This is a genomic window from Mesorhizobium sp. WSM1293, from assembly GCF_000513875.1.
Lineage (GTDB): Bacteria > Pseudomonadota > Alphaproteobacteria > Rhizobiales > Rhizobiaceae > Mesorhizobium > Mesorhizobium ciceri.
On the sequence record NZ_AZUV01000021.1, the window covers coordinates 1 to 24,832 of the forward strand.

At 63.4% G+C, this 24,832-nt stretch carries 27 protein-coding genes and 1 tRNA gene; 16 read left to right on the forward strand and 12 right to left on the reverse strand.

What is annotated here, in order from left to right; translation table 11 throughout:
* A partial coding sequence (locus M729_RS01000000135605; protein ID WP_032809185.1) for a TPM domain-containing protein occupies positions 1-413 on the reverse strand: 413 nt, incomplete at its 3' end.
* 177 nt (positions 414-590) lie between these two features.
* Positions 591-1,229 carry a LemA family protein gene (locus tag M729_RS0123170; protein WP_024504707.1) on the reverse strand — a complete coding sequence of 213 codons (639 nt, stop codon included), beginning with the start codon at positions 1,227-1,229 and terminating at the stop codon, positions 591-593.
* 163 nt (positions 1,230-1,392) lie between these two features.
* On the opposite strand from M729_RS0123170, the gene M729_RS0123175 reads away from it, so the two are divergent.
* The 6 genes from M729_RS0123175 to M729_RS0123200 all read left to right on the forward strand — a co-directional run bounded on the left by M729_RS0123175 (position 1,393) and on the right by M729_RS0123200 (position 6,684).
* Positions 1,393-1,644, forward strand: coding sequence for a hypothetical protein (locus M729_RS0123175; RefSeq protein ID WP_027162999.1), 252 nt, complete (start codon positions 1,393-1,395; stop codon positions 1,642-1,644).
* 13 nt (positions 1,645-1,657) lie between these two features.
* Positions 1,658-2,542, forward strand: coding sequence for a pyridoxal kinase PdxY (gene pdxY / locus M729_RS0123180; protein WP_027163000.1), 885 nt, complete (start codon positions 1,658-1,660; stop codon positions 2,540-2,542).
* Complete coding sequence (locus tag M729_RS0123185) at positions 2,539-3,309, forward strand: DUF429 domain-containing protein (RefSeq protein WP_027163001.1); 771 nt, start codon at positions 2,539-2,541, stop codon at positions 3,307-3,309. Before pdxY ends, M729_RS0123185 begins: the two co-directional genes overlap by 4 nt.
* Before the next feature lie 148 nt (positions 3,310-3,457).
* On the forward strand, positions 3,458-4,102 hold the full coding sequence (locus tag M729_RS0123190; protein WP_027037320.1) for a carbonic anhydrase: 645 nt from the start codon (positions 3,458-3,460) through the stop codon (positions 4,100-4,102).
* Positions 4,099-4,533, forward strand: coding sequence for a hypothetical protein (locus M729_RS0123195; RefSeq protein ID WP_027163002.1), 435 nt, complete (start codon positions 4,099-4,101; stop codon positions 4,531-4,533). Before M729_RS0123190 ends, M729_RS0123195 begins: the two co-directional genes overlap by 4 nt.
* 96 nt (positions 4,534-4,629) lie before the next feature.
* The gene (locus M729_RS0123200; protein ID WP_027163003.1) at positions 4,630-6,684 is read left to right on the forward strand and encodes a M3 family metallopeptidase; all 2,055 of its coding nucleotides are present in this window, start codon (positions 4,630-4,632) and stop codon (positions 6,682-6,684) included.
* Between the two features lie 160 nt (positions 6,685-6,844).
* Here M729_RS0123200 and M729_RS0123205 read toward each other — a convergent pair whose 3' ends face one another.
* From M729_RS0123205 to M729_RS0123225, 4 genes are all read right to left on the reverse strand, one after another.
* Positions 6,845-8,320: a M81 family metallopeptidase gene (locus tag M729_RS0123205; protein WP_027163004.1), complete on the reverse strand. Its 1,476-nt coding sequence runs from the start codon at positions 8,318-8,320 to the stop codon at positions 6,845-6,847.
* A gap of 24 nt (positions 8,321-8,344) precedes the next feature.
* A complete protein-coding gene (locus tag M729_RS0123210) occupies positions 8,345-9,169 on the reverse strand; it encodes a carbohydrate ABC transporter permease (RefSeq protein WP_013528984.1) in 825 nt (274 codons plus the stop codon).
* Positions 9,166-10,035: a sugar ABC transporter permease gene (locus M729_RS0123215; RefSeq protein ID WP_027163005.1), complete on the reverse strand. Its 870-nt coding sequence runs from the start codon at positions 10,033-10,035 to the stop codon at positions 9,166-9,168. Before M729_RS0123215 ends, M729_RS0123210 begins: the two co-directional genes overlap by 4 nt.
* A 485-nt stretch (positions 10,036-10,520) precedes the next feature.
* Positions 10,521-11,753: a sugar ABC transporter substrate-binding protein gene (locus M729_RS0123225; protein WP_013528982.1), complete on the reverse strand. Its 1,233-nt coding sequence runs from the start codon at positions 11,751-11,753 to the stop codon at positions 10,521-10,523.
* A 183-nt stretch (positions 11,754-11,936) separates the two neighbouring features.
* On the opposite strand from M729_RS0123225, the gene M729_RS0123230 reads away from it, so the two are divergent.
* From M729_RS0123230 to M729_RS0123240, 3 genes are read left to right on the forward strand one after another with little or no spacing between them, the layout of a single operon-like run.
* Complete coding sequence (locus M729_RS0123230) at positions 11,937-12,725, forward strand: SDR family oxidoreductase (protein ID WP_027163007.1); 789 nt, start codon at positions 11,937-11,939, stop codon at positions 12,723-12,725.
* 2 nt (positions 12,726-12,727) lie between these two features.
* Positions 12,728-13,795 carry a sn-glycerol-3-phosphate ABC transporter ATP-binding protein UgpC gene (ugpC, locus tag M729_RS0123235; protein WP_013528980.1) on the forward strand — a complete coding sequence of 356 codons (1,068 nt, stop codon included), beginning with the start codon at positions 12,728-12,730 and terminating at the stop codon, positions 13,793-13,795.
* A 10-nt stretch (positions 13,796-13,805) separates the two neighbouring features.
* Positions 13,806-14,687, forward strand: a complete 882-nt coding sequence (locus tag M729_RS0123240) for a MurR/RpiR family transcriptional regulator (protein WP_027163008.1) — start codon at positions 13,806-13,808, stop codon at positions 14,685-14,687.
* A 16-nt stretch (positions 14,688-14,703) separates the two neighbouring features.
* Here the strand turns inward: M729_RS0123240 and M729_RS0123245 are convergent, their stop codons facing one another.
* The gene (locus tag M729_RS0123245) at positions 14,704-15,021 is read right to left on the reverse strand and encodes a DUF167 family protein (protein WP_027163009.1); all 318 of its coding nucleotides are present in this window, start codon (positions 15,019-15,021) and stop codon (positions 14,704-14,706) included.
* Positions 15,022-15,034: 13 nt separating this feature from the next.
* Positions 15,035-15,325 carry a YggT family protein gene (locus M729_RS0123250; RefSeq protein ID WP_013528977.1) on the reverse strand — a complete coding sequence of 97 codons (291 nt, stop codon included), beginning with the start codon at positions 15,323-15,325 and terminating at the stop codon, positions 15,035-15,037.
* A 160-nt stretch (positions 15,326-15,485) separates the two neighbouring features.
* Between M729_RS0123250 and M729_RS0123255 the strand changes: the two genes are divergently transcribed.
* From M729_RS0123255 to M729_RS0123290, 6 genes are all read left to right on the forward strand, one after another.
* Positions 15,486-15,561 (forward strand) — tRNA-Ala (locus tag M729_RS0123255).
* 331 nt (positions 15,562-15,892) lie between these two features.
* The gene (locus tag M729_RS0123260; RefSeq protein ID WP_013528976.1) at positions 15,893-16,642 is read left to right on the forward strand and encodes a helix-turn-helix transcriptional regulator; all 750 of its coding nucleotides are present in this window, start codon (positions 15,893-15,895) and stop codon (positions 16,640-16,642) included.
* 530 nt (positions 16,643-17,172) lie between these two features.
* Positions 17,173-18,135: a SagB/ThcOx family dehydrogenase gene (locus M729_RS0123275; protein WP_245267615.1), complete on the forward strand. Its 963-nt coding sequence runs from the start codon at positions 17,173-17,175 to the stop codon at positions 18,133-18,135.
* 144 nt (positions 18,136-18,279) lie between these two features.
* Complete coding sequence (locus M729_RS0123280; protein ID WP_224700463.1) at positions 18,280-18,456, forward strand: hypothetical protein; 177 nt, start codon at positions 18,280-18,282, stop codon at positions 18,454-18,456.
* 4 nt (positions 18,457-18,460) lie between these two features.
* Positions 18,461-18,721 carry a hypothetical protein gene (locus M729_RS0123285; RefSeq protein ID WP_027163011.1) on the forward strand — a complete coding sequence of 87 codons (261 nt, stop codon included), beginning with the start codon at positions 18,461-18,463 and terminating at the stop codon, positions 18,719-18,721.
* A 121-nt stretch (positions 18,722-18,842) separates the two neighbouring features.
* Complete coding sequence (locus M729_RS0123290; protein WP_027163012.1) at positions 18,843-19,163, forward strand: hypothetical protein; 321 nt, start codon at positions 18,843-18,845, stop codon at positions 19,161-19,163.
* Positions 19,164-19,188: 25 nt separating this feature from the next.
* On the opposite strand, the gene M729_RS0123295 is transcribed toward M729_RS0123290, so the two are convergent.
* From M729_RS0123295 to M729_RS0123310, 4 genes are all read right to left on the reverse strand, one after another.
* On the reverse strand, positions 19,189-20,133 hold the full coding sequence (locus tag M729_RS0123295; RefSeq protein ID WP_027163013.1) for an energy transducer TonB: 945 nt from the start codon (positions 20,131-20,133) through the stop codon (positions 19,189-19,191).
* Complete coding sequence (exbD, locus tag M729_RS0123300) at positions 20,130-20,597, reverse strand: TonB system transport protein ExbD (protein WP_013528969.1); 468 nt, start codon at positions 20,595-20,597, stop codon at positions 20,130-20,132. The genes M729_RS0123295 and exbD overlap by 4 nt, the downstream gene beginning before the upstream one ends.
* Before the next feature lie 4 nt (positions 20,598-20,601).
* The gene (gene exbB, locus M729_RS0123305; RefSeq protein ID WP_027163014.1) at positions 20,602-21,573 is read right to left on the reverse strand and encodes a tonB-system energizer ExbB; all 972 of its coding nucleotides are present in this window, start codon (positions 21,571-21,573) and stop codon (positions 20,602-20,604) included.
* 65 nt (positions 21,574-21,638) lie between these two features.
* Positions 21,639-22,430 (reverse strand): ATP-binding cassette domain-containing protein, encoded by a 792-nt coding sequence (locus M729_RS0123310; RefSeq protein ID WP_027163015.1) that lies wholly within the window; start codon positions 22,428-22,430, stop codon positions 21,639-21,641.
* 212 nt (positions 22,431-22,642) lie between these two features.
* On the opposite strand from M729_RS0123310, the gene M729_RS0123315 reads away from it, so the two are divergent.
* A complete protein-coding gene (locus M729_RS0123315) occupies positions 22,643-24,826 on the forward strand; it encodes a TonB-dependent siderophore receptor (RefSeq protein WP_245267616.1) in 2,184 nt (727 codons plus the stop codon).
* Positions 24,827-24,832: the final 6 nt, after the last annotated feature.

Sequence of the window (24,832 nt, forward strand, 5' to 3'; positions counted from 1 at the left end):
TGCAGGTCGGTCAGCGTGCCTTCCAGCCCATAGCCGACCTCGATGCGCATCTTGCGGTCGTTCGGGGCCACCAGCAGCAGGACGCCATTGTTTTCCTTCGCCTGGCCGAGCTTCCAGAAGCGGAACAGCCGGTTGGCGTAAGGCTCGATCTCCTCGCCATCGAGGCTGGGAATCGTCGCGACGACGATCTGGTCGGAGCCTTTTGTCTCGAAATCGGCGAGTTTTTGGGTCAGCGCCGCCCTGGTCGCGGCGTCGATGATGCCGGCATTGTCGACGACACGGCCGGTCAGCGCCGGGAGATCGGCCGCGAGGGCCGAGAACGGGAGGAAGAGGAGGCTTAGAAGAGCGAAAAGGAACCCTAGGCTTGCGTTCCGGAGCGCCCCCCTCTGCCCTGCCGGGCATCTCCCCCTCAAGTGGGGAGATTGGCCGCCATCTCCACTTTCACCAATTTTCAACGTCGCAAGATGGGCGTCAGCGCCGAAGCTGCCAATCTCCCCCCTTGAGGGGGAGATGTCCGGTAGGACAGAGGGGGGTGTTTGCACGCCAGCAGCCCGTCATTTCGCGGGATTTATTCCGATGACAGTGGACGTTCACCCGCCCTGCTTCGTGCCGAAATCGACCTTCGGCGGCTGCATCTTGTCTTCGGCGACGGTGAAATTGGCGAAGGGCTCGTTGCCGCGGAACCAGAAGGTCGCCCACAGCACCGAGGGGAACGTCCTCAGCGTCAGATTGTAGTCCCTGACCGCCTGGATGTAATCGCGCCGCGACACCGCGATGCGGTTCTCGGTGCCTTCGAGCTGCGCCTGCAGCGCCAGGAAGTTCTGGTTGGCCTTGAGGTCGGGATAGGCCTCCGAGACCGCGATCAGCCGCGACAGCGCGCTGGTCAGCCCCGCCTGGGCATCCTGGAACTTCTTGAGGGCTTCGGGATCCTTCAGCGTTTCCGGTGTTACCGTGATCTGCGTTGCCTTGGCGCGCGCCTCGACCACCGCGTCGAGCGTATCCTTTTCATGCGAGGCATAGCCCTTGACCGTCTCGACCAGGTTGGGGATGAGGTCGGCGCGGCGCTGATACTGGTTCAGCACCTCGCTCCATGCCGCCCTGGCATTTTCTTCCGCCGTCGGGATGGTGTTATAGCCGCAGCCTGCAAGCAGCGGCAGCACGATCGCCATCATCAGGAAGGCGGGCAGCGTGCGGAACGTGGACGGCAAGGCAAGGCGCTGGGCAAACATGATGGGGTCCCTCGGTAGAAGTTGCACGCGAAGCATTACCACAATCAGCGCGCAAGAAAACCGCCCGCGCCGGCAGCCCCTCGCCTGGCACGCCCGGTGCCGCTGCAAGGCTCTGTGATTGGCCGTGCGAACGCGATAAGGTCCGGCAAAACGGGACATCATCATGGCGGAACGCCAGGACAGCGATAAGGAATCGCGCCGTATCATCGAGCGCATTGCGCGCGAGACGGATCCGGCCGGCAACTCGTTTGTAGCGCGGGCAGCGAAAGGTATGCACGATCACGTCACCGCGGCCGATGCCGATCGTGCCGATCCGATCGAAGTCTGGGGCACCCGCTTTGGCCGCACGCTGGGGCTGCTGCTGGCGCTGGGCCTGATGGCCTGGCTCGTGCTTTACGTCATCCGGGGCAGTTAGGAATCAAACGACAATGAGCGCCGAACAAACCGACGCGCCGCGTGCGGTCATCGTCATTTCCAGCCATGTCGCGCGTGGCTCGGTCGGCAACCGTGCCGCCGTCTTTGCGCTGGAGACCCTGGGGTTCCCGGTCTGGGCGGTGCCGACCGTCATCTTGCCCTGGCATCCCGGCCATGGGCGCGCGACGCGCATCGTGCCGCCGCTCGGCGAGTTCAAGGCGTTGATGGCCGATCTCGAGCGGGCGCCATGGCTGGGTGAGGTCGGCGCCGTGCTGTCCGGCTATCTCGGCGAGGCGGGCCAGGCCGAGGCCGTCGCCTCGCTGGTCGCCGCGGTCAAGGCAAGGACGCCCGGCGCCGTCTATATCTGCGATCCGGTGATGGGTGATTCGGGCGGCCTCTATGTGCCCGAACCGACCGCCATCGCCATGCGCGATCGGCTGATGCCGATCGCCGACATAGCCACCCCTAACCGCTACGAACTGGAATGGATGGCCGGCGCCGCGTTGCCAGACATGAAATCGGTGATCGCGGCGGCGCTGCACGCCGGACCATCGACCATGCTGGTCACCTCGGCGCCGTCGATGATGACGGGCGGCACCGGCAACCTCCTGCTCGATAACAGCCAGGCGCTGCTCGCCGAACATCGCCTGATCGACAAGCCGCCGAATGGCCTGGGCGATCTGACGGCGGCCGTTTACCTGGCACGCATCCTGTCCGGCCAGCCACCGATCAAGGCGCTGCAATCGACGACGGCGGCGGTCTACGAGATCCTGGCACGCACCGCCAAGCGCGGCGGCGACGAACTGCAGCTCGAAACCGATGCGCAGAGCCTGTCGCATCCGATGGCGATGGTCCAGCTTCGCCACCTCACACATCCAGGGCGGGGCCGCCGGGCGTGACATCGACTGAGGCCGTACTTGTCGGCGTCGATGGCTGCAAGGCCGGCTGGATCGCCGTCCGACGAACTTTTGGCATGGCACCGTCGGTCGGTGTCTTTGCAACCTTCACTGCCCTGCTCGCATCCCTTCCCGTAGACGCTGTCATCGCCGTCGACATGCCGATCGGCCTGCCCGGCTTTTCGGGCAAGGGCGGGCGCGGCCCCGAAGCCCTGGTGCGGCCGCTGCTCGGGGCACGCCAGTCCAGTGTCTTCTCGATCCCGTCCCGTGCCGCGCTCTATGCCGACACCAACGGCTTCACCACCATCGAAGCCTGGTATGCCGCGCACGTCAGGGCAAGCGCGGTGGCCCTGACCACATCCGATCCGCCGCGCGGCGTCTCGATCCAGGCGTTCGGCATTTTTGCCAAGATCCGCGAGATCGACGCCGTGCTGATCGCGCGGCCCGATTTGCGCAGCCGCGTGTTTGAATCGCACCCGGAAGTCGCTTTCTGCCGCTTGAACGGCGATCAAGCCATGCAACTGCCGAAGAAGATCAAGGGCAGCATCAATCCGGCCGGCATGGCGGAACGCAAGGCGCTGCTCTGCCGGCACGGCTATGATAAGGGCTTTCTCGACCAGCCGCCGCCCCGCGGTGCCGCCGCTGATGACTTCCTCGACGCAGCCGCGATGACGCTGATCGCCGGTCGCATCGTCGGCGGCGAGGCGCGGCCGTTTCCCGACCCGCCGGGCCGCGACAGCTTTGGCATTCCCGTCGCCATCTGGGCGTGACGCTGTTGGCCACGGTTGCGCTCGATGCATGGCATTTCTAGCCAGCCCTCATAATTCTGCATTGCTCGCGACCGGCTTTTGCCGCTAGAGCCTCTCTAGACCGCAACGAGCTGCCGCATCCAACCCGGAAAGGCTCCAGACGCCGCCCATGTCCCATCTCCCTGAACATCTTCTCGCCGGCTATCGCAATTTCATGAATGGCCGCTATCTCACCGAGAGCGGGCGCTATCGCGATCTCGCTCGCGAAGGCCAGGCGCCGGAGACGATGATCGTCGCCTGCTGCGATTCGCGTTCGGCGCCCGAGGCGATCTTCGACGCTGGGCCGGGCGAACTCTTCGTTCTGCGCAATGTCGGCAATCTGGTGCCGCCCTATGCACCCGACGGCGAGTTCCATTCGACCTCGGCGGCGCTTGAATTCGCCGTACAGAGCCTCAAGGTCAAGAACATCGTCGTCATGGGCCATGGCCGCTGCGGCGGCATCCGGGCGGCGCTCGACAGCAATTCCGCGCCGCTGTCGCCGGGCGACTTCATCGGCAAGTGGATGAGCCTGATCGCGCCGGCGGCCGAAACCGTCTCCTCCAGCACCTTCATGACCGCCTCGGAGCGCCAGACCGCGCTGGAGCGCATCTCGATCCGCTATTCCATCGCCAACCTCAGAACCTTTCCCTGCGTCTCGATTCTCGAAGGCAAGGGACGGCTGTCGCTGCATGGGGCCTGGTTCGATATCTCGACCGGCGAACTCTGGACGATGAACAAGGAGACTGGCGATTTCGAACGGCCGGAACTGGGATGAACGCGGCGGCGCGCAAGCTGGTGAACATCAGGTCGGTCGCTTTTGCGGCGGCCGCACTGCTGCTGGCGATTATTGCCGCCCGCGCCGATGATCGTGCCCTCATCAGCCGCTGGTATTCGGCGCTGCTGGTCGCCGACCGCACGGAACTGGCCGACCTGCTCGCCGACGATGTCCGCATCAAGCTGGACGACCTCGGCATCGTGCAAAGCAAGCAGGAATTCATCGCTTCGATCGACGAATGGAAAGGTGCCGTTGCCGGTGCTGCGATCCGGCACCGGATCGAGAAAAGCGAAGGCGGCGTCACCACGGTGGTCGCCTGCTACGATTTCCCCAACAACGACATGCTGATGCAGGAAACTTTCGCGGTCACCGACAACCGCATCACCGCCAGTTCACAAGCGGCGATCGCCGAAAACTGCGACGGCTTTTGAGGGCGATATCGGCCAAATCCGCATATTGCGGGTCCGCCGGCCGCGCCCTACATCGGGTACGACCCACCTGCCTGCTCCACCAACGAAAGACTGTCCATGCCTTCCACGAAAGCCGTCGACCTCGCCGCCCATCCGCTGACCGCGTGGCAGGGGCCGCTCGGCCTGCCCGATTTCACGCGCATTGGCGACGGCGACTTCTCCCCGGTCTTCGACGCGGCGCTGAAGGCGCACGAGGCCGAGATCGAGGCGATCGCCGGCAACAAGGATGCGCCGACCGTCGAGAACACGCTTGCCGCGCTGGAACTCGGCGGCGAAGCGCTCGATCGTGTCTCGTCGATCTTCTGGTGCCGCGCCGGCGCCTACACCAACGAGACGATCCAGGCGCTGGAGCGCGACATCTCGCCGAAAATGTCCAGGCATTTCTCGGCGATTTCAATGAATGAGCGGCTGTTTGCCCGCATCGACGATCTCTACCAGCACCGTGAGAGCCTGAAGCTCGACGCCGAGACCCTGCGGGTGCTGGAAAAGACCTGGAAGGGCTTCGTCCGTTCCGGCGCCAAGCTCGACACCGATGGCAAGAAACGGCTGGCAAGCATCAGCGAGGAATTGTCCTCGCTCGGCACGGCTTTCGGCCAGAATGTACTGGCCGACGAGCGCGACTGGGCGCTGTTCCTCGATGAAGCCGACCTTGCCGGCCTGCCGGACTTCGTGAAAAGTTCCATGGCCGAGGCCGCCGAAATGCGTGGCCAGAAGGGCCGCTATGCCGTCACCTTGTCGCGCTCGATCTATGAGCCGTTCTCGACCTTCTCCGAACGCCGCGATCTGCGCGAGATCGCCTTCCGCGCCTTCACCATGCGCGGCCAGAATGGCGGCGCCACCGACAACACGAACGTGGTGCGCGACATGCTGCGCCTGCGGGCCGAAAAGGCAAAGCTGCTCGGCTATGCCTCTTTCGCCGCGCTGAAGCTCGACGACACCATGGCCAAGACGCCGAAGGCCGTGCACGCGCTGCTCGATCCGGTGTGGGAAAAGGCGCTTGAGAAGGCAGCAAGCGACCAGATCGAATTGCAGCGCCTGGCCACCGCAGCCGGCAGCAACGAAAAATTCGCTGCCTGGGACTGGCGCTTCTACCAGGAGAAGCTGCGCGCGGAGAAATTCGCCTTCGACGAGGCGGAACTGAAACCTTATTTACAGCTCGACCGGATCATCGACGCTTGCTTCGACGTGGCGACACGGCTGTTCGGCATCACCTTCGAAGAGAAAAAGGGCATCGCGGCCTGGCATCCGGACGCCCGCGTCTTCGTGGTGAAGAATGCCGACGGCAGCGAGCGCGGCCTGTTCCTGGCCGACTATTTCGCCCGGCCGTCAAAGCGCTCCGGCGCCTGGATGAGCGCGTTGCAATCCGGCTATAGGCTCGGCCACGGTGCAAGCCCGGTCATCTACAACATCATGAACTTCGCCAAGCCGCCGGTGGGCGAGCCGGCTCTGCTGTCGGTCGACGAGGCGAAGACGCTGTTCCACGAGTTCGGCCATGCGCTGCACGGCATGCTGACCGACGTCACCTGGCCCTCGGTTTCGGGCACTTCGGTCAGCCGTGATTTCGTCGAATTGCCCTCGCAGCTCTACGAGCACTGGCTGACCGTGCCGGCAGTGCTGGAGAAGCACGCGCTGCACGTCAAGACCGGCAAGCCGATGCCCAAGGCGCTGCTCGACAAGATGCTGGCCGCGCGCACCTTCGGCGCCGGCTTCGCCACGGTCGAATTCACCGCCTCCGCCTTGATGGACATGGCCTATCACGCGCGGGCGGAGGCGCCTGAAGCGCCGCTTCGTTTCGAAGCCGAAACGCTTGCAGAACTGCATATGCCGGACACCATAGCCATGCGTCACCGCACGCCGCATTTCGGCCATGTCTTTTCCGGCGAAGGCTATTCGGCCGGCTACTATTCCTACATGTGGTCGGAAGTGCTCGATGCCGATGCTTTTGCCGCCTTCGAGGAAACCGGCGACCCCTTCAACCCGGCACTCGCCGAGCGGTTGCGCAAGAACATCTACGCGGCCGGCGGGTCGAAGGATCCGGAAGAACTCTACACCGCATTTCGCGGCAAGATGCCGTCGCCGGAAGCGATGATGGCCAAGCGCGGGCTGGCGTGATTGGCTTTCCCTTCCCCCCTTGTGGGGGAAGGTGGATCGGCGCGTAGCGCCGAGACGGATGAGGGGTGTTCCAGGAAATGCCAACGCCTCACTCCGCTGGAACACCCCTCATCCGTCGCTTTCGGCGACACCTCCTCCCACAAGGGGAGAAGGGAGAACCCTACACCTTCCAAGGATCCGTCACCCTCGGCCACACCGGCCTTGTCAGCTTCTTGTAATCGGTCACCGCCGGATTGCTGGGATACGAACTCGGCGCCGAGACATAGATGATCTCGGCGGCGATCGGCTCGAAGCCGGCGTAGAAATGATTGGTCGACTTGATCAGCAGCATGTCCTTGGCTAGCGGATCGACGCCGATGTTGGAAAAGATATCCGGCTCGAAGGTCTGCGTGCGGTTGGTGTTGAGGATGATGTCGACCTCGGTGCCTTCGAGGCGGACCAGCGCCGTCGGCCCAAGCGTCACCCGGCTTGGCCCGAAACTCTGCCAGCCCTCCGCAACCGCCTTCAGCACGCGCACGCGCGCATCGATCGGCTCGCCGGCTTGCGGCCCGGCCTTGCCGCCGAAGCGCAGGTCGATGACTGCGCCCTCGCCCGCCGCCAGGCAGAAGGTGACCGCGATCGGATCCCAGATGGTCGCGACGGCGAACCTGTCCAGGCCACGCGCCAGCATCTGGCGCAGCACGAAGGTGCCGTCGCCGGGCACACCGCCGCCGGGATTGTCCCAAATATCGGCGATGACCACCGGCTTGCCCGGATTTTCTGTGCGCACGGCCAGCGCCCGATCGATGCCGTCGGCAGCACTCAGCATCGTCATCGCCGTCTTTTCGCGCAGCGCGTAGAGTTCCCGCCCGAGCCGTTCCGCCAGCGCGTCGCCCTTGGCCTTGTCATTGTCGGTGACGACCAGGATGCGCGTGCCCATCTCGGGCACATCGGCCGCCATGAAGCCGTGGATGACGGAGACCGACAGCACGCCGTCCTTGCCGTGCAGCGCCTTGATGCGATCGACGAAGGACCGCATCGGCTCGCGGCTGGTCGGCAGCACCTGGATCATGCGGCAGTCGAAGGTCGAAATGACAGGGCTGATCTCACCACGCACTGCTGCCAGGCCAAGCTCGACGACATGTTCGCCGCGCTCGTAGAAATCGGTGTGCGGAAATTCGAGGAAATAGGCGAGGATGTCGGAGGCCGCGACGCGCTTCGGTGTCAGATGGCTGTGCGGATCGAGTTCCACGGCGATCACCACCTCCGGCCCGACCATCGCGCGAACCCGTTCGAGCAGATCGCCTTCGCAATCGTCATAGCCTTGCGCCACCATGGCGCCATGCAGGCCGAGGATGACAGCATCGACCGGCAGCGCCGCCTTGAGCTGGCCCAGAATCTCGTCGCGCAATGCCTCATAGGTCTGCCGCTGCACCAGGCCGCCCGGCTCCGCCCAGGTGGCGGTGCCTTCGATGACGTCGAGGCCTTCGGCCACCGCACGCCGGCGTAGCGCCACCATCGGCGAGGAGCACAGCGTCGGCGTTTCCGGATGCTTGCCGGGCCCGGCATAGAAGGCCATCTCGAACGAAGCCCTATCGGTCGGCACCGGCGAGAAGGTGTTGGTTTCCGTCGCCAGCGAGGCGGTGAAAATGCGCATGAAAGCTCCGTCCGTGAATAGGCGCTATTTGACCGCCCCGAGCGCCAGACCTCTGACGAGGTAGCGTTGCAGCCAGATGAACAGGATGGCCACCGGCAAGGTCGCCAGCAGCGTCGCGGCCATGACGTGATGCCATTCGATGGTGTAGCGGCCGGCGACCAGCGAAAACACCTGGATCGGCAGCGTGTAGCTTTCCTGGCTGCGCAGCATGGTGAGCGCCACGACGAACTCGTTCCAGGCGTTGATGAAGGTGAAGATCGCCGTCACCGCGATCGCCGGCAGGCAGAGCGGCAGGAACACCTTGCGCAAGGTCAGCCAGCGGCCGGCGCCCTCCATCCAGGCGGCTTCCTCGAGATCGCGCGGGATGGTGTCGAAATAGCTCTGCAGCATCCACACCGTGAAGGCGACGTTGAAGGCCATGTAGATGAAGCCGAGCGCCGTCGTGCTCTCGACCAGGCCCCAGGCCGCCATCAGCCGGAACAGGCCGAGCACCAGCACGATCGGCGAGATCATCTGCGAAATCAGCAGGAACTGGCGCAAGGCGCCGTAGCCGGCAAAGCGGAAGCGCGACATCGCATAGGCCGCCGGAACCGAGATCAGGATGGCGCCGACGGTGGCGATCACAGACACGTAGAGCGAATTGAGCAACGCCTGGCCGAAGCCGGTCGCCACCCACATGTCGGAAAAATTCGACCAGCGGAATTCGCTCGGCCACCAGGTCGGCGACAGCACTTCCTGTCTCGGCTTGACTGCGGTCAGGAACATCACCGCGAAGGGAAAGAGCGTCACCACAATCAGCGGCGCCAGCAGCAGCCAGGCGATGATCGAACGCTTGAGCTTGCTCGTCATGCGCGTTGCTCCCGCATCGCCAGCCGCACATAGATCATGGTGAAGATCAGCAAGATGGCGAACATCACCAGCGACACCGCCGATGCTTCGCCCAGCTTGCCGATGCGGAAGGCCAGCTTGTAGAGATGGGTGACCAGGATATCGGTCGAGTTGGCCGGACCGCCCTGCGTCATCACCCAGATGATCGGGAACGAATTGAAGACGTAGATGGTGTTGAGCACGATGGCGATGTTGATGAACGGTTTCAGGAGCGGAAAGGTGATTTCGCGGAACTGCTGCAGCGGCGTCGCCCCTTCAAGCGCCGCCGCCTCGTAGAGATCGTCCGGGATCGACGACAGCCCGCCGAGGAAGATCGTCGTCGTGAACGGCACCGTCACCAGGATGCCGATCAGCACTTGCATCGGAAAGGCGGTTTCGGCACTCGCTAGCCACTGGATGTTGTGATCGATGAGGCCGAGGCCGATCAGCGCCGAATTGAGCATGCCGCTTTCGCCGCTCAGCGCCCAGCGCCAGACCACCGCAGTCATGGTCAGCGACACCGCCCAGGGCAGCATGATGATGACGCGGGCAATGCCGCGGCCATAGAAATCGGTGTTGAGGATCATCGCCACCGGGATCGACAAGAGAAGCGCGCCGCCGACCACCATCACCGTCCATTGGCCGGTGCGCCAAAGCGCGGCCGTGAAATCGGGATCGGCAGCGAGTGCCGCGAAATTGGCGAAGTCGTTGAAGTCACGAAGCTGGCCGAAGCGGCTGACGTCATGCGTCGAGATCTGGATCAGGTCCCAGACCGGCCAGAAGATGACCACCGCCGCCAGAAACAGGCTGGGCAAGGTCAGGAGATAGGGCAAGAAACGATTTTGCATCGGCTGGCTTTGTACCGCGTTGCGGGGAGATTGGATTTCGCTGGCTTAACAGATTGACTTGGTCCGGCCTCGTTCTTCTCAGGGCACCGCTTCAGGATTCCTTGCAACCGTCGGCGCTGCCCTCACCTGCTCGTCCGTTCTCCGCAGCAGTTGCGGAAGGGCCCCTTTCCTCTCCCCCGTCAACCGGGGGAGAGGTGTCGAGCGAAGCTCGACGGAGTGGGGGTCGACCCTTGGGCGCAAGACGATGCCTGCGCCTGATGCCCTTCCTATGTCCGTGACGGAGTACAGGTGGTTCCCCCACTCAGTCTCGGCTTCGCCGAGCCACCTCTCCCCCCTCCGGCGGGAGAGGAAAGGAGCCTGGCTGGGCGGCGTTGACATCGACGAACTATCTTTCTGCTCGAGGCTGCAAGATGTGGCGCGCCCCGCCTGAATCTGGGGCGCGCCACGGGCGCAGGGAGATACGCCCTATTCCTTCAGCACTGCCCCTACTTCTTCAGCACCGCATTGGCCTTGGCCGCCGCGTCCTTCAGGCCTGCCTCGGGGTCGCCGCCGAGATAGATCTTCTGCATGGCGTCCGACGTGATCTGGGCGACCTCTTCCCAGCCCGGGATGACCGGCGCGAAGCGGGCGTCGGGCAGCAGAGCGGTGAACGCGGCCAAATCGGCATTGTTGACGTAGTAGTCCATCTTGGCCTCTTCCTTGTTCACCGGCAGGAAGCCTTCGCCCTGTGTGAACTTGGCACGCTGCTCCGTGGTAAACAGGAAATCGAGCAGCTTCCAGGCCTCGTCCTTGTTCTTGGAGTTCTTGAACATGATGATGGAATCGGTGACGCCATAGGTGCCGCGCGCGCCGGTCGGTCCGGCGGGAATGGCCGCAACGCCGTATTTCAGGTTCGGCGCCTCGTCCTTGATCTGGTTGGACAGGAAGGGTGCGGTGATCATCATGCCGACCTTGCCCTGCTTGAACAGGTTCTGCACGTCCTCGCGGTTGTTGGAGGTGACGCCGGGTTCGGTCAGGCCTTCGTCGATCATCGACTTGTAGAGCTTGGCGGCTTCAAGCGCGCCGGGCGTGCTCAGGCCCGAAGTGCCGTCCTTGTTGAGGATTTCCGTGCCGTAGGACCACATCGCATAATAGTAATAGACGTCGGTCTCGATCTCCTTGCCCTGCAGGCCGAAGCCGAACGTGCCCGACCCCAGAGCCTTGATCTTGCGCGCATCTTCCTGCAACTCGGTCCAGTTTGCCGGTGGCTTGGCGATGCCGGCCTTCTCGAACAGCTCCTTGTTGTAGTACATGGCGCGCGCCGAGGCAGCGATCGGCAGGCCGTAGGTCTTGCCATCCATGATCGAGGGCGACAGGAAGGTGTCGATGAAGCGGTCCTTGAAGTCGGGCTTGATGTAGCCGTCGAGCGGCTCGGCGACATCCTGCTGGACGAAGTCGATCAGCCAGCGCGTGCCGATGATCGACAGATCGGCATTGGTGCCGGCGGTGATGTCGGTGGTCAGCTTCTGCAGCAGCACATCCCACGGCACCACTTCGAACTTGACCGTGATGCCGGGGTTCGCCGCCTCGAATTCCTTCTTGACGCTGTCGAAATATGGGCCAGTCTTGGCGCTGTACTCGGCCACGGTGACCCGCACCTCGCCCGCATCCGCCTGCGCCGCAATTGCCAGCATGCTCATTCCGGCCATCAGGCCGACAGTCCATTTTGCAAGACTCATTTGAACTCTCCCATTTTGATTTTTGCGCCTGCGCGCCTCTTCGTTACCCAAGCAGAAGATTTATGTGAATTTCCTACATTATCGAGGATTTGAAGGCTTGCAAGCAGATTATTCTGTTGCTTAATTACATTTTGTGGACTAGGCCTGATCCGACCTGTCGAAGATCCCGGAGGATGACGCACGGTGGTTTCGCAAACGGAACTCGAAGGCAGGGCCGAATTCGAGGGCAAGACTGTCGTTGTGACGGGTGCGGGCGGCGGCCTCGGCACGGCCATCGTGGCGCTGATGGCGCAAAGGGGCGCCAGGGTCGTAGGCTGCGACCAGTCGAGCGAGGCGTTGAAGAGCCCGTATTTTGCCGCCCGCCACGTCTTCGATCTTCTCGACAAGGCGTCGATAGCAACGGCGATCGCCGCCATCCTCGACCGGGACGGTGTGCCCGACATTCTCATCAACAATGCCGGCTGGACGCGCGCCGAGACGCTCCCCGCGCTCAACCCCGACAGGATTGAGCAGGAACTCGACCTCAACCTGACCGGCGTGATGAATTTCGCCGATCCGCTGGTCAAGGCGATGGCCAGCCGTGGCTCCGGCAGCGTCGTCTTCATCTCCTCGGTCAACGCCATCGCGCATTTCGGCAATCCCGCCTATGCCGCGGCCAAGGCCGGCATCAACGCCTATGCCAAGGCGATCGCCGTCGAGCTCGGCCGCAGCGGCCTGCGCGCCAATGTCGTCTGCCCCGGATCGATCCGCACCGCCGCCTGGGACCACCGCCTTGCCAAGGATCCCGAAATCCTCGGCAAATTGCAGCGGCTCTATCCGCTCGGTCGCATCGTCAACGCTGCGGAAGTGGCGGAAGCCGTCGCTTTCCTTGCGTCCGATCGCGCATCGGGAGTAACAGGCGTGGTGATGCCCGTGGACGCGGGACTGACCGCCGGTTGCCTGCCCTTCATCGACGACATATTGGGAGCGTGAGCATGACCGACGTCGAGTTCCGCGACCTGTCGAAATCCTTCGGGCAGCACAAGATCCTCGAGAACATCAGCCTCGATATCAAGAGCGGCGAGTTCGTCGTCCTGGTCGGGCCGTCCGGCTGCGGCAAGTCGACCTTGTTGCGCATGCTCGCCGGCCTGGAGACGATCACTTCCGGCGATCTGTTGATCGGCGGCGTGCGCGCCAACGCGCTGCCGCCGCAGCAGCGCAACATCGCCATGGTGTTCCAGTCCTATGCGCTGTTTCCGCATCTGAAGGCATCAGACAATATCGGTTTCGGCCCGAAGATACGCGGCGAGACGCGCACGGTAATCGATGAGAAGGTCAAGAAGGCGTCCGGGGTCCTCAATCTCTTCTCCTATCTCGACCGCTATCCCCGCCAGCTGTCGGGCGGCCAGCGCCAGCGCGTCGCCATGGGCCGCGCCATCGTGCGCGAACCGTCTGTGTTCCTGTTTGACGAACCGCTGTCCAATCTCGACGCACAATTGCGCGTGCAGATGCGCGTCGAGATCAAGGCGCTGCACCAGCGGCTGAAGTCGACGATCGTCTACGTCACCCACGACCAGATCGAGGCTATGACCATGGCCGACCGCATCGTCGTGATGGATCGCGGCAGGATCCAGCAGGTCGGGGCGCCGCTGGAGCTCTATGACAGGCCGGCCAACAAGTTCGTCGCCTCCTTCCTCGGCTCGCCGTCGATGAGTTTCGTCTCTGGTTCGCTCAAGACGACGCTTGAGAAAACCTGGTTCGAATCGGCCGGTGGCGGGCGGCTGGCGCTTGCCGGCAAACAGGTGCCGGCGGACAGCGCGGTGGAGGCCGGCATCCGGCCCGAGCATTTTGTCATCGGCGAGGCTGTCGACGCGATGGCGATCAGGGTGGATGTCGTTGAGCCCACCGGCTCCGAAACACATGTCTATGGCGCTATCGGTGCTGATACGGTACGCGCCGTGTTCCGTGACAGGGTGCCGGTCAGGCCGGGAGACCTGCTGCCGGTCTCGGTCGATCCCGGCAACATCCATCTGTTCGACAAGGCGACGGGCCTGCCTCTATGAAAATATCAGCATGAAGACGCCGGCCGACATCATCACGCGCCTGCAGCTGATGTCGCAGGACGGAACGAAGTCGGATCGCAAGCTGGCCGGCTTCGTGCTGGCAGACCTCGACTTCGTTTCCAAGGCGGCGATTTCGGAAATTGCCGCGCGCGTCGGTATCAGCGAGCCGACGGTGACGCGGTTCTGCCGCAACCTCGGCTGCGAGGGCCTGCGCGACTTCAAATTCTATCTGGCGCAAGCCATCGCCATCGGCGGCCAGTATCTGTCGCCGGAGCCGTTGAGCCGCGATGCCCGCGAACAGCGCATCGCTTCCGCCATCACCGAAGCGGCGATATCGGCCATCCAGCGCGCCAGCGAAAACCTCGACATGACGACGCTGGTCGCCGTCGCCGCACGCATCGCGGTTTCCGGCAATGTGCTGTGCATCGGCTCCGGTGGCATTTCGTCGATGATGGCGACCGAAATGCAGAACCGGCTATTCAGGCTTGGCGTGTCGGTGCTGGCGCAGATCGACGGACAGTTGCAGCGCATGTACGCCGCCGTCGCCACCCCCGACACCACGCTGATCGCCTTCTCCGTCTCCGGCTATGCACGATCGGTCATCGATGCGGTGCAGGTCGCCCAGCAATATGGCGCCACGACGATCGCCATCACCCCGCCGGACTCCGCGCTCGCCAAGGTCGCCGACACGGTCATCCATTTCCAGTCGCTGGAAGACGGCAATATCTACAAGCCGACATCTTCGCGCTATGCGCTGCTGTCGATCGTCGACATGATCGTCACCTCGGTCGCCGAGACGCGCGGACCAAGGGTTCTGGAAAATCTGCGCCGCATCAAGCAGAGCGTCAACACGTTGAAAGTTGACGATCCGCGTTTGCCGCTGGGGGATTGACCCTCCGGCAAGGACATCAGGCCTGATGGCCGAGCGCCTCGATGCTTTTCGCCAACGTCTCCGGATCGCCTTCAATGCGCACGGTCTTCAGCCGCGCCGTGCCGCCGGCGACAACCGAGACGGCGGACCCCGGCACGCCAATCGCGTTGGCAATCAGCTTTTCGAGCGCATGATTGGCGGCGCCGTTTTCCGGCACGGCGCGGACGCGCGCTTTCAGATGGCTTCGCTCGTCCGCCGTGGTCTCGATGCCTTCGAGCCTGTCCAGCGCAGCCTTCGGCGTCAGCCGGACAAACAGCTCGACGCCATCATCGCGCAGGCGAAACGGCGCGCTCATACGATCATCGGCCTCACAGGACCAGAGGCGCCACACTGGTCAATATGAACTGCCGCAGGAAGAACAGGATCAGAAGCAGGATGATCGGCGAGATGTCGATGCCGCCAAGGTCCGGCATGAAACGGCGGATCGGCCGCAACGCCGGTTCGGTCAGCCGATAGAGCATGTTGCCGATGGAACCGACGAACTGATTGCGCGAGTTGACGACGTTGAAGGCGTAAAGCCAGGAAAAGATCGCCGATGCGATGATGATCCACCAGTAGAGGTCGAGCGCCATGACGATTGTCTGAATGAGGGCGAGCATGCCGGTCTCCAATTGTTGCCGACATGTAGCCATTGCACGCGAAACCGGCAAGGGCCGCCTGCCACGGTGCGCCGGTACGGCTGCCAGGCCACTGGATTTCGGCAAACCTCCGCCTTGACAGGAAACCGCGGCGCCCGATAAATGCGCCCATCCGCTGGACGGGGCTGTAGCTCAGCTGGGAGAGCGCGTCGTTCGCAATGACGAGGTCAGGAGTTCGATCCTCCTCAGCTCCACCAGCGGATTAATTCCTTGCTCTCCGCGCCATATGCAGTCCGCGACGCTCGTCCGGGCTTGCCTCCACGGCTGGCATTTGCCGTGCCGGCGCGCCTAAAAGGCCGCGCGCCGCGCCGCCTGTTTTCGCAATCTCCGGCAAGACTTTTGTCAATTGGACTTATGGCGGAAGCGCTCGTCGATTGTTTCCGTTTTTTTTGCAAACCGCCCCACTAAATTGACGTTACCAAATCAGTTTTTTCTGTGCGTTGTGGCCAAGGCGTTTCGGCGGGGGCGACCGGAGACGCTATATGGATCTCGAGTCGAAATGAAAAATCCGCCTGCGGAAGCAAAGACGTGTCAATTCGCGAGAATCTCGCTGCAAACCTTAGACGGCTGTGCAAGGACCATGCCTCCGTAAGCGCGGTATGCCGTGAGCTGCACATCAATCGCACCCAGTTCGAACGCTACCTGCAAGGGCAGACCGTTCCCAACAAGGCCACAGCCAAGCTGATATGCGACTACTTTCGCATCGACGAGGCGGAACTGTACCAGGATCCCGGCACACCCGAGCCAGTGATGCGCGGCCTGCCGCCGGTATCCGAGAGCCTGTTCAACCAGATGATCCGCCCTCCCAGCCCTTCGATCGCGGGCGGCACCTATTTCACCTATTTCTCGATCCCGGGCCGCCTCGACCTCCTGGTGCGCTCGGTGACCTTCGTGCGGCGCGAAGCCGAACTGGTCACCTTTCGACGGGTCACCGGGTGGTCGGAGCGCCGGGGATCGACCTGGGCACGAGCGCGCGGCAATCACTATGGCGTGGCGATCTCGCGGCTGAACTGGATTTATTTCAGCGGCATCAATCGCCGCCAGACCGGAGAGCCGTCACTGATCTCCGTGCAATGGGCTCCCATCTCCGAACCGGTGCTGATGGGCAAGGCCATGCTTCTGACGGAGGCCGGCCCGGCATTCGTGTCCGTCATCATGCGGCGCGACATTGCCAACATCCACGCAAGGGATGCCATCAGCATGGCGCATGTCATCAGTCTCGACGATCCGGGCGTCGACCAACTGGTTGTCAGCCTCACCCGGGACGGGTTGGGCTAATCCCTCGGATCGCCATGTCTTACGCCAATTAAGAATAAGCGTACGCCGATAAAGCGTACGCCAACGATTGTCTACTCTGTATCTGAATAAAATCGATATTTTACACTTTGGTACCAAGAAAGATAATCCACGCATCCGCCTTCGACTCGTGGTTTTACTATAATTTTAACAAACCATTAACTCTTCCGACCTTACCTTTCTTCGCGCGGATCCCGTTCCGGGGGTCCTTCAACGGATCCCAGATTGGGGTCAGGAAAAGGATAAAAATGGCCAAGAAAGTGACCAATACTCCGAAGCTGACGATTGCCGCCGGCACGCAGACCGTCTTCTTTTCGCAGGGCATGCACTACAACAAGCGCTGAAGCCGTTCTGCGCCGACGAGCGGTTCGCTTGTCGGCGCCTCGGCTCCGCAGATGGCATCCAGCTTCATGAAAATGCGCTCTTCGAAAACGCTTGTTTTCTACCCTGGACCGAACAAGGTCACGGCATGCAACTTCCTGACCAGAAGCGTATTTGAATGCAGCCCTGATATGGTCGGCCTTCTCGCATCGTGGGACAAATGGGCATCGACGGCGGACATTGCCCGCGCCCATGGCTGGTCGAAGTCCGAGCTGAAAGCTGTCGTTCCCCGGTTGCTCGATTTTTCCGCCCTGGTCACCGCCGGATCGCCTCTCGCCGAGCAGGAGGAACAGTTTTCGGGACAATGGAGTTGGGGGCTTCCGACGGCGCTGATGCATTTCTGCGTCCAGGACAGCGAATACATGACCATCGAGCAAGCGGAAGAGCGGCAGATAGAACGCGCCGGCCATACGCCGCAGCCGGACCTCCTGCTCAAGAATTCCGCCGGCGCCATCCAGCTGCCGAATGCACTGGAAGACAACGAACTTCTTGGCTTGATGGCGCGGCGCCGCACCAACCGCACGGCGGCTCAGCCCACCATCACGGCCAAACAGCTTTCCGATTGCCTGTTCGCAGGGCTCGGCATCATCGGTGAGACCGCCAATTGCGTCGGCACCCTGCCGCTTGGCATGACCCCTTCCGGCGGCGCGCGAAATCCCTATGAGGCCTATGTGGTCGCACTCGGCGTCGATGGCCTCGAACCCGGTGTCTATCACTATTCCGCCGCCGACCACGACCTTGGCAGGATTTCCGCGAACCATCTGCCGAAGATCTCCGAACTGGTCGGCGGACAGGAGTGGGCTGACGCCATGCCGTGCCTGATCCTGCTTTGCGCCAGGCTCGACCGCACGATGTGGAAATATGAGGACGCCAACGCCTATCGTGTGGTGCTGATCGAGGCCGGCCATATCGGCCAGAACATCATGCTGGCGGCGACCAATCATGGCCTGTCGGCGTGCCCGACAGCCGCGCTCAGTCATTCCGCGATCAAGCGGCTGCTTGGTCTCGACAGCCTCACCGACGCACCGATCTATGCCTTGACCCTCTCGACCCCGGAAAGAGATCCCTCCACCGCGGGCCAATCCATCAATTAGTCGACCAACAATGTGTATTCGGCCAGTAACGCGTTCCCAGGGTATAACCAGAGACAGGAGCAGCACGTGCCAAATCAATCCTTACGCCAGTCGGAAATCGATAGTCTTCAATATATTTCGTCGATGACCAATGAGCTCGTGCAAATGGCCGAAGCAAGCCGTTTTCCGATGATCTCCTATCTGCTGGGCATGGCCTATGCAGAGGCCTTCGACGTTCTTCGCGGCGCACGGCCAGCCAGACACGCGCAGCTCAGCGGCAACCCGCTGCACCCCAAGGCGCAGGCAAAAGACAATCGCGCCGCCCAGCCACGGAGAGCCTAACGAGATGCAATCGTCAGCCGCATGCGCGGTGGCCGGCTCGACCTCGCGGCCAAACCGCTGGGAGACGCTGTGCGCATTGCAAAGCCTGCTGCCGCTGCTGAAGAAAGCCGCGACGGACCTGCGCCGCGCCGACATGGTCTACTGGTTCGAGCAGGCAGATGCCGAGGTCGCCAACATCATCAGGGGCCACCCCTCCGATGCAACCGCAATCCCGGCCCTGATTGCATCCTGCCCGCAGGACCGGCATCCGGTCGCGCTAGCTTGATGCATGTCGCCCGCCAAAACGCCACGCGCTCATTGGCGCCGCTGAAAATGCTCTGCTCACCAGTTTTTCAATTTCAGACCGGAACCTATTGCGCGTCTGGAATGCCAAGGGGGACCTGCACATGAACATGATAGCCAACATCAGAAGCGTCGATGCCAGGGAAAGCATTTTCAGCCGGCTCGACGTCTTGATCGTCAGGCGGCCGCCATCGCCTGACGCCGCGCGAATCGAGGCCCGCCAACTCGTCTCGATGGCGATTGCCGACAGCTGCCAGGCCGACAGTCTCTGGGGTACAGTGGACGCCTTCCACGCCCATTTCGACTTCATGATGCAGACCATCGAAATCAACGGCGCCGATGCCCCGGGCCTCGGGCTGTTGCGCACGAAATGCCGTTTCTATCTCGAACAGGTCGAGGCCCTGAGCCTGTCGCTGGCCTACTGACAGGCCGCTTCGATCAAATTCGATCCTAGTTGCGCAGGCTGAACACGAACGGCGCTGTACGGCTCAGACGCGAACCGAGTTCCGGCGGCGGTGCCGGCACCGTGGCGCCTTGCAGCACGGCGAGCGCCGCACGGTCCAGATCCGCATCCCCGGAGGAACGAGAGAGCCTGGCAGACAGGACCCGGCCGGACGAGTCGACCGTGAAGGCGACATACGGCCTGCCTTCCACGCCTCGGGCCTTGGCAGAACTGGGATAGCGCGTGTGCCGCTTGATCCAGGCACCCAGGCGGGAGTCCCATTTGCTGGAGTCGCCGGAGCGCGACGTCGATTCCGCTGCCTTCGGCGCGGCGGTCCTGGCCGCGGGCCGTGCGTCGGCGCTGGCGACGGTTGCCGTCTTCGGCGGAGCCGCCTTCTCCTTCTTAAGCCGCGGCTTGGGCTTTTCGACAGGTTTTTTCGCCTTGGCCTCGACCGGTTTCTTGTCTTTGACAATTTCGACCGGTTTTGGCTGCGGCAAGGGAATGACGACGTCTGGCGTGACAGCCTCGACAACATCCGGGATGACCTCATCCGGCGGCGGCTGATCGGCCTGTTCAGCCGTTTCGGTCCGGTTGGGTTCGGCCTCGTCGGGCGCGACCGCTTCCGGCGGCTCGAGAACCGGCTCCGCCTTTTCGACCGGTTCTTCAGGTGTCGGCTCGGTCGTCGGTGTCGGTTCGGTCTGATCTGGCGTCACCGCGTCCAGCGCGGCCACCTGTTCTTGTACGGCCGGCATCACCACCATCGGCGCCATCTCGATCACCTGGGCCGGTGGCGGACCGCCGTCCGCTTCGGTGACCATGGTGAGATCCTGCACTGCATAGGCGACCGCGACATGGGCTCCGAGGACCAGCGCGGCAGCACCGGCCCACAAGCCAAGGTCGCGCCAGCCGAAGCGCGACATCTGGACCGAGGGCACGGCGACCGCTTGCGTCATGGCGCCGCCGCACCGGTGGCTGTGGGCGCGGGGGCATTGGACGCGGGAGCCGTCTCCAGGCCGACCAGCGCGATCTTCAGATAGCCGGCGCCGCGCAACAGGTTCATCGCCTCCATCAGGTCGCCATAGGCGACCGCCTTGTCGGCGCGCAGGAAGATGCGCGTCTGCTTGTCACCCTTGGTCTTGGCGTCCAGCGTCGCGGCGAAAGCCGGGCGTGGCACGCCGTCATTGCCGATCGCCAACGTCAGATCGTCCTTCAGCGTCAGGAACAGCGGTGTCTCGGGCCTCGGCGCGGGCGTTGCGGTCGAACCCGGCAGGTCGACATTGACATCCACCGTGGCCAGCGGTGCCGCGACCATGAAGATGATCAACAGCACCAGGATGACATCGATGAACGGGGTGACGTTGATCTCGTGGCTTTCCTCGAGATCGTCATCCATGGTCTGTCGGATTCTGCTTCCCATGGCGCTACTCCGCCGCCAGTGGCGCGGCCGGCGCGACGGTGCGGAAGTCGAGGTCGCGGCTGACCAGTCGTTCGACCCCTGCCGAGGCATCGGCGAGGATCTGCCGATAGCCGGCTATCGAGCGGGCGAAGACGTTGTAGATGACGACGGCCGGTATGGCCGCGACCAGGCCCATCGCGGTGGCCAGCAGCGCTTCGGCGATGCCCGGCGCGACCACGGCGAGATTGGTGGTCTGCGCCTGCGAGATGCCGATGAAGGCGTTCATGATGCCCCAGACCGTGCCGAACAGGCCGACGAAGGGCGCGGTCGAGCCGATCGTCGCCAGCACGCCGGTGCCGCGTGACATGCGCCGCGCCGCCGCCGCCTCGATGCGCGACAGGCGCGACGTAACCCGTTCCTTGAGGCCATCGCCTGAGACATGATCGAGGGCGCCGGCTGAGAGTGCGGTCTCCTCCTCGGCCGCCCGCACCAGCAGCGCGCCCGGGCCGCCGCTGCGGTCGAGGGTACTGCTGGCCTGCTTCAGCGTGGCGGCCTTGCCGATCGCCCGCACGGCGCGACGGATGCGCAGCTTGCCGCCGAAAAGCTCCAGCGACTTGGCCAGCCATATCGTCCAGGTGACGAGGGAGGCAAAGGCCAGCCCGATCATCACCGCCTTGACGACGATATCGGCCGCCATGAACATGCCCCATGGCGACAGGTCATGCGGCAAGGTCAATTCCATCGCCGTCGAAGGTCCGGCCTCGGCTGGCGCAGCCGTGTTCGGCTGGGTGCCCGGCTGCGAAGGCGCCATCGTGGCCGGCGGAGCGACTGCCGGTGCGGCGGGCGCCGGCGCAATCGGCGCTGGGGCCGTGGGAGCAGCCGGGGTGGGGGCATCAATCGCCGGCGCGGCACCGGCCGGTTGCTCCTGGGCCATCGCGCTGCCGGCCGACAGGATGACGGATGCGACCAACGCCGCCAACAAACCAGTTCTCGACAACAGCTTCTTCCTTGTTCTCACAGCGGCCAGCCGCCTTCTATTTCCCGCCGCCGCACCAGATCTCGTCACTGCACATAGCCGACAGGCTGGCCGGTGACGGGGTGCGCGAACACGCCCATCTCCACGCCGAAAATGCCTTTCAGCACATCGCTGCGCATGATCTCGCCTGGTGTGCCGCGCGTCAGCAGCTTGCCGTCCTTGAGCGCGATCAGCTCGTCGCAGTAGCGCGCCGCCATGTTGGGATCGTGCAGCACGACGACGACGCACAGGTCGCGTTTGCGGCTGAGCTCCTTGACCAGCCCGAGCACCTCGACCTGATGGGCGATGTCGAGTGCCGAGATCGGCTCGTCGAGCAGCATGACGCCGGCGTTCTGCGCCACCAGCATGGCGAGCCAGGCGCGCTGGCGCTCGCCGCCCGACAATTCGTCCACCAGCCGGTCGGCAAAACCTTCCATGTCGGTCAGGGCCAGCGCCTCCTCGACATGCTGCCTGTCCTGCGCGCGGAAACGGCCAAGCGCGCCGTGCCAGGGATAGCGTCCCAACGTCGCCAGTTCGCGCACGGTCAGGCCGGTCGCCGCCGGTGTCGTCTGCGGCAGATAGGCAAGCGCGCGGGCAAATTCGCGGGCGCCCCATTGCGGCAGCGGACGCTTGGCGAAAGTGATGGCGCCTGAACTCGCCGGCTGCTGGCGCGCCATGAGCTTGATCAGCGTCGACTTGCCCGAACCATTGTGGCCGATCAGCCCATAGACCCGCGAGCGCTGCAGTTCGAGCGAGACCGGACCGAGCAGCGTCCGCTCGCCGACGGCAAAGCGCACCGCGTCGATATGGAAGGCAGTCTGGGCATCAATTCCAGCCATGCTCATGGCTTTTCTCCAGTGCGGCCGCCCGCATTTCCAGATTCCGGCTTTCAACGGCTCATGCCCGGTTGACTATGAAACATGACCTTACTAGTCAACATTGAAGATGACTGCAACGATCAACAAATCGTCGCGACCGGCAATATCGACATGAAATTTGGAAAAGGGGGCGCAGGATGATCTCGGGACGTGGACTGATTTGGCAGGACCGGATGGCGCGAAAGCGCCTGCTGATGGCAGCGGTGTCGGTGCCGGCCCTGCTTGGCTGCGGCCATGCCCTGGCCCAGGAGACGGTCACCACCACCCTGGACCCGATCAACGTCCAGGAACGTGTCGAAAGCGCCTTCGGGCCGGTCAAGGGCTACGTGGCCACCAAGGGCTCCACCGGCACCAAGACCGACACGCCGCTGATCGAGACGCCCCAGTCGATATCGGTGATCACCAAGGACCAGATGGAAGCACAGGCGATCGACAACCTCGGCGGCGTTCTGCGCTACACGCCCGGCGCCACCGGCGATCTCTACGGCACCGACAATCGCGGCCTCGGCCTGCAGTTGCGCGGCATTTCGAACGCCAACGGCGTCTTCTACAGGGACGGGCTGCAGCTCAAGGAGAGCAATTTCACCCTGTTCACCGCACTCGATTCCTATGGGGCGGAACGCTACGAGGTGCTGCGCGGACCAGCGTCGGTGCTCTACGGCCAGGCTAGCCCCGGCGGCATCATCAACTATGTCAGCAAGCGGCCGACCGAGGAAAACCTGCGCGAGATCGAACTCGGTGGCGGCAGCTTCAATCGCTATGAAGGCAAGTTCGATTTCAGCGGTGCCGTGAACGCCGACAAGTCGCTGCTGTTTCGCCTCACCGGTGCCGCTCATATGGGCGACACGCAGACCGATTTCGTCAAGGACGATCGCATCTTCATCGCGCCGGCGATCACCTGGCAGCCCGATGCCGACACCAGCCTGACCATCCTCGCCAACTATCAGCGCGATCGCTCGGGATGGGCGATGCAGTACCTGCCTGCCTACGGCACGGTCGTACCGGGCAAGGACGGCAAGTACCTGCCGAACAGCATGTTCGTCGGCGAACCCGGCTTCGACTCCTACAACAACGACCAGGCCTCGATCGGCTACGAATTCGATCACCGTTTCAACGAAACCTGGCAGGTGCGACAGCATGCCCGCTACGTCCACCTCACCCACACCGAGGAGGGCGTCTTTGGTGGCGGACTGACGGACTCGAACGGCCTGGAACCTTCAAGCGGCGACTACTACCGTTATGCAGATGCCGGCGGCACCAAACTCAGCGGCGTCACCATCGACAACCAGGCACAAGCCGATTTCGACACCGGGCCGCTTGCCCACACGCTGCTCGTCGGCCTCGACTACAAACGCTACACTTACCGCGACTATGCCTCGGAAGGGACCGTCGAGGACGGTTTCAACATCTTCGATCCGGTTTACGGGTACCCGATCACCGATCTGACGCCCTACACCGATACCGACACCACCCAGCAGCAGGTCGGTCTCTATGCCCAGGACCAGGTCAAGTTCGGCAACTGGCGGCTGACCCTTGGCGGCCGCCAGGATTGGTCGGACGCCAAGGTCTACGACAATCTGGCCGGCGGCTACATTCCCGAGCAGAAGGACAACGCCTTCACCAGCCGCGCCGGCCTGGTCTATCTCGCAGACAACGGCCTGGCACCCTATGTCAGCTATTCCGAATCGTTCCAGCCGGTGGCCGGCGCCGATAGCGACGGCAATCTGTTCGTGCCCGAGACCGGCAGGCAGTACGAGATCGGGCTGAAGTACCAGCCGACCGGCTGGAATTCCTTCATTACGGCATCGGTTTTCGACCTGACCCGACAGAATGTCGTGCGTTCCGGTAATGAGGGCTCGCCCAACGATCTGTTCCAGACCGGTGAGATCCGTTCGCGCGGCGTGGAACTCGAGGCCGTTGCCAGCCTCGATTCCGGCTTCGACCTGAGAGCGGCCTACACCTACCTCGACACGAAGATCACCAGGGCGACCGCTGTCGAAGACGTCAACGGCGTCTGGGTCAGCAACGAGGGCAACACGCCCTTCGGCGTGCCGGCCCATTCCGCATCGCTTTGGGCCAATTACACCTTCATGAGCGGCAAGCTCGAAGGTCTCGGCCTGGGCGCCGGTGTCCGCTATGTCGGCTCGACCTATGGCGACGACGCCAACAGCTTCAAGGTTCCGTCGGTCGTGCTCGCCGACGCGGCGGTGCATTACGCCTGGCAGAACGCCACGCTCAGCCTCAATGCCAGCAATCTGTTCGACAAACGCTACGTCGCCTCCTGCTTCTCCTCGGGCTTCGGCTGCTTCTACGGCGAGGGCCGCAGGATCAACGGTTCGGTGAAATACACATGGTAGAAGCAA